General features: G+C 32.1%; 9 protein-coding genes. 6 read left to right on the forward strand and 3 right to left on the reverse strand.

Annotation, left to right across the window (positions count from 1 at the left end):
- The 4 genes from PHQ99_07215 to PHQ99_07230 all read left to right on the forward strand — a co-directional run.
- Nucleotides 1–248, forward strand: a 248-nt coding sequence (locus PHQ99_07215) for a hypothetical protein (GenBank protein ID MDD4289358.1), incomplete at its 5' end; no start/stop codon positions are given.
- Between the two features lie 291 nt (nucleotides 249–539).
- Nucleotides 540–1,802 carry an NEW3 domain-containing protein gene (locus PHQ99_07220; GenBank protein MDD4289359.1) on the forward strand — a complete coding sequence of 421 codons (1,263 nt, stop codon included), beginning with the start codon at nucleotides 540–542 and terminating at the stop codon, nucleotides 1,800–1,802.
- A gap of 29 nt (nucleotides 1,803–1,831) precedes the next feature.
- A complete protein-coding gene (locus tag PHQ99_07225; GenBank protein MDD4289360.1) occupies nucleotides 1,832–2,689 on the forward strand; it encodes an ABC transporter ATP-binding protein in 858 nt (285 codons plus the stop codon).
- Between the two features lie 2 nt (nucleotides 2,690–2,691).
- Nucleotides 2,692–3,633, forward strand: a complete 942-nt coding sequence (locus PHQ99_07230; protein ID MDD4289361.1) for an ABC transporter permease subunit — start codon at nucleotides 2,692–2,694, stop codon at nucleotides 3,631–3,633.
- A 180-nt stretch (nucleotides 3,634–3,813) separates the two neighbouring features.
- On the opposite strand, the gene PHQ99_07235 is transcribed toward PHQ99_07230, so the two are convergent.
- Nucleotides 3,814–4,443 carry an epoxyqueuosine reductase QueH gene (locus PHQ99_07235; GenBank protein ID MDD4289362.1) on the reverse strand — a complete coding sequence of 210 codons (630 nt, stop codon included), beginning with the start codon at nucleotides 4,441–4,443 and terminating at the stop codon, nucleotides 3,814–3,816.
- On the reverse strand, nucleotides 4,436–5,329 hold the full coding sequence (locus tag PHQ99_07240; protein MDD4289363.1) for a hypothetical protein: 894 nt from the start codon (nucleotides 5,327–5,329) through the stop codon (nucleotides 4,436–4,438). Before PHQ99_07240 ends, PHQ99_07235 begins: the two co-directional genes overlap by 8 nt.
- A gap of 176 nt (nucleotides 5,330–5,505) precedes the next feature.
- Between PHQ99_07240 and PHQ99_07245 the strand changes: the two genes are divergently transcribed.
- Entirely contained in the window at nucleotides 5,506–6,582 is a 1,077-nt protein-coding gene (locus PHQ99_07245; GenBank protein MDD4289364.1) for a lysylphosphatidylglycerol synthase transmembrane domain-containing protein, read from the forward strand.
- A gap of 43 nt (nucleotides 6,583–6,625) precedes the next feature.
- On the opposite strand, the gene PHQ99_07250 is transcribed toward PHQ99_07245, so the two are convergent.
- Nucleotides 6,626–7,354: a hypothetical protein gene (locus PHQ99_07250; GenBank protein ID MDD4289365.1), complete on the reverse strand. Its 729-nt coding sequence runs from the start codon at nucleotides 7,352–7,354 to the stop codon at nucleotides 6,626–6,628.
- A 265-nt stretch (nucleotides 7,355–7,619) separates the two neighbouring features.
- On the opposite strand from PHQ99_07250, the gene PHQ99_07255 reads away from it, so the two are divergent.
- Nucleotides 7,620–8,012 carry a secondary thiamine-phosphate synthase enzyme YjbQ gene (locus PHQ99_07255; protein ID MDD4289366.1) on the forward strand — a complete coding sequence of 131 codons (393 nt, stop codon included), beginning with the start codon at nucleotides 7,620–7,622 and terminating at the stop codon, nucleotides 8,010–8,012.
- Nucleotides 8,013–8,162 lie beyond the last annotated feature (150 nt).

Below are 8,162 nucleotides of genomic sequence, written 5' to 3' on the forward strand. Positions count from 1 at the left end.
GAAACAATATCAATAGCAATAAAGGGCAAAATCAGTATGAGATGATTATGAAAAAGGAAATGCGCCAACACTCAGTTTTTCAGTTAAAGCATATCTATTTTATCCCTCTTTCCTCTGAATTAATCAACAAGTGTGAAACATTTCAATCCGGAGGCTTTAAAAACAAAGAGCATTTACGGGAAAAGGTATTATTGAATGTGCCTGAGGTCACAGAAAAACAACAGTTTTCCCTCGATTTTTCAGATTAAATCAGGGGTATAATTCATCACAGTAAATAATTTATAAAAATCATAACTGCTCAATCAGGGTGATAATAATAGAGATTTTATTACAATGAGCAATAGATAAAATTAGTTATTATAAATATTTATATAGCCTCTTGACATCAAAGAAATTTTTAGTAAAATTTTATTAGTAAATATGTGCTAATAGCACATAATAACTTCCAAAAAACTCCAAAAAGAATTTTGAAAACTAAAAAGATATAAAAGCTTTAATTTAAATTTAAAGAAAAAATATAATATTGGGAGGTAATACTAATGAATAAAAAAATTAAAGGTTTTGTATTTTTTATACTACTAATTATTACTTTATTTTCAATGAATTTCTTTTTCTGTTCAGCACAGATAAGTGGAAATAAAACAGAAGAAAGGGATTTCGTTGTTTACAGTGAGTTTTCAGATTTAATCCTTGAGGAAGATACCAGTACTGACATTGAAGTAAAAATTATCAATACTGGTGATCAGCACGAAAATATTCGCATAAATTTGATTCCTGATGCCGATGCAAAAAATTGGAATGTTGTTTTGCGCAATAAGAGCTATAGAGGCTATGAAGTAAGACAGGTTAATCTTTTATCGAAAGACCCTGATAACAGCAAAACGCTGAATCTGCATATCGAGGTTCCTGAAAAAATCGAAACAAAAAAAGATGAATATGTATTTACTATTGAAGCAGAGACTATCGATGGTCAAATAAATAAGACCCTTGATCTAGTATTAAATGTAACTGAGAAGACAGAGGATGAAATTGAGGAGGAGACTAATGAAATTCTTTTAAACACTAAATATCCGTCTGTTGAAAGCCCTTCTGGTAATGCAATGAAATTTGAAATAGAAGTTAAAAATGAAACTGAAGAAGACCAGGTGATGGATTTTGCTGTCGATATTCCCCAGGGCTGGAGAGCCTCTATTAGTCCGAGATGGAGAGAAGAGGAAAAAATATCAGCAATTAAAATAAACAAAGGAGCCAGTGAAACCATTTTATTGACTGTTACTCCACCATTCACTGCTGAGAAGAATGAATATATATTGAAATTTATTGCTCAAGCCGGGGAGCTACAGAAATCACTTGATTTAACTGCCAAAGTTACCGGAACTTATACTTTAAAATTAGGAACAGAAACTGGAAATCTTAAACTTTCGGCTGTTGCCGGTGAAGAAAAAGAATACTACTTCTATATTTGGAATGAAGGTTCAGCATCTATTGACAATATCAGTTTTGTAAGCAGTGTTCCGGAAGGATGGGATGTAAAATTTAATCCAGATAAAATTGAAGAACTGCCATCCTTGGCACAAACCCAGAAACCAGAAAAAGTCACTATGACAATAAGTGTCCCTCAAAATACATTACCAGGTGATTATATGATAACCGTTAATGCCAGTGGAACACAGGATATAAAGAAAATTGATTTCAGAACCACCGTAAATGTTCCAACAAAATGGGGATGGATCGGTGTAGCTATTATAATTGCAATACTTGCCATCCTGTTTGGTATATTTGTTAAATTAAGACGTAGATAAAAAAAGAATAAATTGCAGGGGGTGCAGAAATGAATAATATTCAGGCTGTTTTGGAAACAAAACAATTAACAAAAAAATATAACGGAACACCGGTGGTGAATAATTTGAATATAAAAATTAACCAGGGTGAAATATTTGGTTTTCTTGGTCCGAATGGTGCCGGAAAAACAACTACTATATTGATGATATTGGGTTTGACTGAGCCAAGCTCTGGAGAAGTAAATGTTTTTGGTTATAATTCAACAAAAGAACCTTTACAGGTTAAAAGAATTACCAGCTATCTTCCGGAGAAAGTAGGATTTTATGAAGATATGAGTGCTTTTGAAAATCTATCCTATATTGCCCGGTTAAATCATATTCCCGAAAAAAAAGCAAAAGATACTATAGATGAAGTGCTTAATTTAGTAGGGTTAAAAGATGTAACAAATGTTGAAGTTGGCAAATTTTCCAAGGGAATGAAACAAAGACTGGGGATTGGTACCGTATTCATAAAAAAGCCAAAACTGGCAATTTTGGATGAGCCGACGACGGGAATCGATCCCAAAGGCGTTGAGGAAATATTAGATCTCATAATTAAAATTAACAAGGAAGAGAACATTACTATATTCCTATGTTCTCATTTGCTCTATCAGGTTCAGAAAATCTGCAGCAAGATCGGCATTTTCTCAAAAGGGAAGATGGTTGCAAATGGTTCCCTGGAAGAAATAAGCAAGGAGATATTACCTGAAAAAAGTAACAGATTGGAAATTAGTTACCAGGAAGATAAAGATGTTATAAGATTAATTCAGGATATCCAAAAAATTGATGGCATTCTAAGGGTTGAAAAAAGGGCAAAAGAACTTTCACTGGAGCAAATATATACAAAATACTTTAGGGAGGAATCTTAATCATGTCTGGTTTAAACATTATTTATTGGAAAGAGTTGGCTGATTATTTGGGAAGCAAAAAGTTTATTATAATATTCATGATTGTTGCTCTAACAGCTGGTTCGATTATTTTTGTTTTAAGTCAAAATATCAGTAATGATGTAAACCAGTTTGCAGGTGAGAATCTTTTCCTGAAATTATTTACATTTTCAGGTGGGACACTTCCTTCCTTTATTTTCTTTGTAAGCTTTTTTGGACCATTAATTGGAATCATATTTGGGTTTGATGCTATTAATAGTGAGAGAACAAGCGGAACAATGAGCACTGTGTTATCACAACCGGTATATCGTGATGCCTTGATAAACGGTAAATTTCTTGCTGGGTTAACTACTATTGCAGTTATGCTGATAAGCATAATAATAATCATCTTTGGATTAGAATTAATTATATTTGGGATAATTCCAAGTGTATACGAATTAGTCAGAATCGGATTATTTTTTATGCTAAGTATTATCTATATCGGCTTCTGGATGGGACTGGGAATTTTATTCTCGATTATTTTCAAGCAAACAGCTACATCAGCACTGGTTTCAATTATGGTATGGATATTTTTCACATTTTTTATTCTTATGGTAGCGAATGTTGTTGCAGACCAGGTTGCTCCTATCCGGCAGGATGCATCGTTGGATGCGATTGCAAAAAATGAAGATGTGAGAAGTATGATTTTACGAATTTCACCTTTGATATTATTTCAGGAAAGCACTACTGCTATTTTGAATCCATCAGTGCGATTTTTCGGAATAGCATCAGCTTTGAAAAGTTCAGATGTAATACTGAGCCCACTTAGTATCGGACAGAGCTTATTAGTAGTTTGGCCACAATTTGTTGCTTTGATAGCCCTAACGTTGATTTGTTTTGCGATTTCTTATATTGTTTTTATGCGTCAGGAAATTCGCTCTACTTAAGATTTAATTAATTTAAATAAATTTATTAATTTGGTGAGGTTAATGTTATTGAACGGTTCAAGATTTAACCTCACCAAAAAAATATTATAACAGGAAAAATAATAATAAAAAGCAGGCAGCTATCGGGTACAAAAAAGATCTAATTCTCCATAATTAATAGCTTGATAATATAATGTAAAGTTATTTGTTATTTGAAAAAACGCAGCCACAATAATTTTGCCGGTATAATCCATACTGTTCAGATAAGACAATAGAACGCTTAAATCCGTCCTTTTTTTTAAAATCACTAAACAGATAATTAACCTGATATTTATTTGCCATTTCCTCTCCAATCTGGTTTATTGCTATCGCATTTTTGTGAGGGCTTATTGTGAGTGTGGTAGTAAAAAACGGTATTTTCAATTCTTGTGCTTTTTGTGCTGTTTTATTCAGGCGAAGATAAAAACATTTCAAACATCTATTCCCACCCTCGGGCTCATTTTCAAATCCCTTTACTTCTTTAAAAAAGACTTCCGGTTCATATTTGCCTTCAATGAATGTTATCTTATTTTGAACAGGAAATTGTTCAATTAATTTTTTCTGTTCATTCAATCTTCTTATGTATTCTTCTTCAGGATGAATATTTGGATTATAAAAAAATACTGTAATAGAAAAAAATTGTGAAAGGTATTCAATTACATAAGTACTGCAGGGGGCACAGCAGCTATGTAACAAAAGCTTTGGAGTATGGTTATTTTTTTTAATTTCATTAATTTTTTCATCCAGCATTTTTTGAAAATTAACCGCTGGTTTTTTTTGATTACTATTCATTTGTACCCAACCAAATCATATATAATGCGTAGACCGCACTAACGATAGCTCCGGGTATTGAAGAAGATGAATCACTAAAAAGACTCATAGCCAGTGCGGAAGCAAAACCAGCATTTTTAATGGTTCCTAATAGCATCATGGTAATTGCATCACTTTTTTTAATAGCCAAGCCCCTAAATATTACTTTTAACAAATAAAAAAGAGGAAAGGTAGTAAGAAGGGCAATAAATGCGATTCTTAGTAAATTGTCAAGGTCTGTAAAAAAGCTTACCTGATTTATTCCGATAACAGTAAAGATAACCACAAACAAGCCCCAATTTACAATAGTGCCTCTCCATGATTTTAAAAAAGAGAAAATTTTTTTGGTACGCATAAATCTGGAAAAAATAATGGGTAAAATGATTAAATAAAATAGATTCAGCGCAAGACTGGAAAAAGGAAATTCCCTGGCACCGGTAAATAAAATAGTTATTAGCGGGGTAATTATTATTGCTGCCAAATATGCTCCAAAAGTTGCAAAAAGCGAAAAAATCATATTGCCGGAAAGAATAGCAGAAAAAGGCATAATTGCTACTCCAGGAGGGGAGGCAGCCACCAGAATCATACCCATTTGCAGAGACCTTTCGGGAATTAGCAGGTAAGTGAAAAGCACTATAACTGCACCGAGGATCACATAGTTTAAGATAATACCAATCATTATAGGTCTGGTTGATTCTTTCCATTCCAACATACTATTAGTTGAAATATCTATAAGTGAAATAGCCATAACTAAAGCAAGTGCAGAGATAGTAAGTGGTTTGGAATATTGGGCCAAATTCGGGAAAACAAGCCCCATAAAAAAGGCCAGGGGCAATATAAAATTACGATTTTTTAAAATTTTAAACATTTTTTTACTTTTATTTTTTACTTTTAACTTATTATAAAATACTGTAGTATAATAATTAATCTAAATTTTTTATTTTGTTTATCCCTATAGCTATTAATTTATTCTATCTTATTTATTTTAACAGGGAAAGGGTTGTATAAAAAATAATCAGATTATGATAATGCCTGGAGATAGTATTGGATAAAGATATTCTCAGTAAAAAAAAGATAATTAGAGGATTAATAATTTCACTGACAATAGGAGTGGCAGTATTTCTGTTAGTCTTTTTACTGACTATTGATAAAAATACTTTGAAAAGCTTCCAGCAAATGGATATAGAATATATATTTTTAGCTGCAAGTATTATTTTTATTGCATTTTTAGTAGAAGGATTGAGGATAAAGGTCGTTGCCAGTGCTATTGATGAAAAGATAGATTTTTGGGAGTCAGTAAAAATATATTACATCAGTTATTTTTTGGGTGGAATTACTCCTTATTTTTCTGGAGCAGTACCAAGCCAAATAGCATTATTTGTCAAAAATGATATACCTATAGGTAAAGCTACCATGATAGCTACAATAAGGCCTATTATAAAATCTATTATCTTTTTTATTGCAACCCCTGTATTGTTCTTTTATTTTAAAGATTCATTAGATGAATACGAAGTACTCTCCTGGGTTTTATTAGTTGGAGCAATGTTTTTTTCATCAATATTTGTTTTAATATTTATTTTGATAGTCAATAATCCCCAAAAAATAAACACAATTATTGAATGGTTAAATAAAGTATCCTTTTTTAATAAATATCTCAGCAAACCTGGTATTGAAAAAAAAGTCAAATGGTTAAAGAAACAAGCATCGCAATTTAATAAAAGCTTCCATCTTCTGTTGGGACATCCAAAAGAAATGATTCTATCCATATTATATACTGTAATATATTGGCTTTTATTTTTTTTAATTGCACCAATACTTTTATTAGCAATGGGAATTGAATTAGACTTTGTTTTAGTCATTGTTATTCAGGTGCTAATTTTTTTTGTTATACCTTTTTTGCCTACACCCGGGGGCAGTGGAGCGGCTGAAGTCGGATTTGTTTCTTTATTTTCCTTTTTTGTTCCAGAACATCTTTTAGGTATCTACGTTGGTGGCTGGAGATTGTTTACTTTTTATATAAATATATTCATCGGAGCGATTTTAAGCCTGGTTGAATTAAAGAAATGGGCTAATCAAGAAAATGCACTTAAATCAGGTAATAAGAAAAGGTCAGAAGATTAATATAAAATTCTGACCTTTTTGTTTATTTGGTTAAAGTATTAGTTTATAAGTCTTCCAATAACTCTTTTGCTTTTTTGCTGAAATAAGGGTGGTCACTTTGGGCTGCTCTCTCTAATAATTCTCTTGCCTGTTCTTCCTTGTTTCGATCATCCAATAATTCTGCATAGTATACCAGTCCCTGGGGATTATCCGGGAAATGCTGGTAATATTCCTCGAAATACTTTTCTGAGGTTTTTTCCTTTTGATAAGGCCAGGGCAATTGATGCCACATTCTGCCTAATGCAAGGATAGGGCCGGCATCTCCATACATTTTGTCAATTTCGTATGCTGTTTCAAAGGCCCTTTCGGTCTTCTTTTTTAAGCCTTTTCTGATAGCCTTTAAAATACTAATTCCGTCAGAATATGTTCCGGCACATAGTCCGTAGAAATAATGCCCCTCAACCCCATCAGGATTTAACTCTATTGCGATTTCAGCATAATCCAAACCTTCTTTTCCATAATCTTCACAAATATCATCCCAGTCTTCCACATCAGCCTGCATAGAAAGGTCTGCATATTCTCTCAAAGCCCTGGCTATTTTCCAGTTGGCCTCATAGCTGTCAGGATCTTCTTCCACAGCTTTGCGATAGAGAGGGATTGATTCTCCTACTTTTTCCAGATTATCCTCTTCATAAATTGCATCTGCCTGAGTAAGATAAGTAGAAGTAATAGCAGTTAGTGTAAGACAGCTAATAAGTAATAAACTGGTCAGTAAAATGATATTTTTTTTCATAAAACCTCCTTATTAAATTGTTTATATTAATAGTTACTAATAATACTTAGTATTATATCAAAAAAAGTAAGTCAGTCAAGAATATTCATTGAAGACAAAGCTTTTTTCAGAATAAACCTTGCATTCATCTATGAATATAATTTCTATTAATATTAATAATATTAATCTGGTTTTATGTCATTTTCTATTTACCTATGAATAGAATATAAAATATGATAGACTTAAATAAATTATAGTAAATGGGTGATAATATAAGGAGATTGTTATGGTAAAAACATTTTCGGTTTCCACAAATAATAGAACAGAGATGGTTGATATTACTTCTAATGTCCAGGAAATAATTCAGGAAAGCAAACAGCAGGAAGGATTATGTATTATTTTTATTCCACATACAACAGCCGCAGTTACCATAAATGAGAATGCAGATCCAAGTGTACATAAAGACATTTTGACTGAACTGAATAAAATAGTGCCATTTGATGATAATTATAGCCATACTGAAGGTAATTCATCTGCTCATATTAAATCAAGCATGATAGGTTCTTCAATAAATGTTATTATCGAAGATGGCAAATTAAAACTTGGTACCTGGCAGGGAATATATTTTTGTGAGTTTGACGGACCAAGAACCCGCAAGGTATGGGTTAAAATAATATAGTGCTAACTTAAAATAACCTATTGTAGGTATGAATGTTGAAGGTTAATATTTAGTTAGAGTATAGAGGAACAAAGGAATTAATGGAAGAAGAATTTACTCTTATAAAAGGAACAATTAAAAAGTTAGTATATCACAATGAAGAAAATGGTT

The sequence above is a fragment of the Atribacterota bacterium genome (assembly GCA_028703475.1).
In the GTDB taxonomy this organism is placed as follows: Bacteria; Atribacterota; Phoenicimicrobiia; order Phoenicimicrobiales; family Stramentimicrobiaceae; genus JAQVMU01.

What these genes read in the sequence shown, in the direction of transcription:
- PHQ99_07220 (MDD4289359.1), top strand. Translation starts at nt 540, where the DNA reads ATGAATAAAAAAATTAAAGGTTTTGTATTTTTTATACTACTAATTATT.
- PHQ99_07240 (MDD4289363.1), bottom strand. Translation starts at nt 5,329, where the DNA reads ATGTTTAAAATTTTAAAAAATCGTAATTTTATATTGCCCCTGGCCTTT.
- PHQ99_07225 (MDD4289360.1), top strand. Translation starts at nt 1,832, where the DNA reads ATGAATAATATTCAGGCTGTTTTGGAAACAAAACAATTAACAAAAAAA.
- PHQ99_07255 (MDD4289366.1), top strand. Translation starts at nt 7,620, where the DNA reads ATGGTAAAAACATTTTCGGTTTCCACAAATAATAGAACAGAGATGGTT.
- PHQ99_07230 (MDD4289361.1), top strand. Translation starts at nt 2,692, where the DNA reads ATGTCTGGTTTAAACATTATTTATTGGAAAGAGTTGGCTGATTATTTG.
- PHQ99_07250 (MDD4289365.1), bottom strand. Translation starts at nt 7,354, where the DNA reads ATGAAAAAAAATATCATTTTACTGACCAGTTTATTACTTATTAGCTGT.
- PHQ99_07235 (MDD4289362.1), bottom strand. Translation starts at nt 4,443, where the DNA reads ATGAATAGTAATCAAAAAAAACCAGCGGTTAATTTTCAAAAAATGCTG.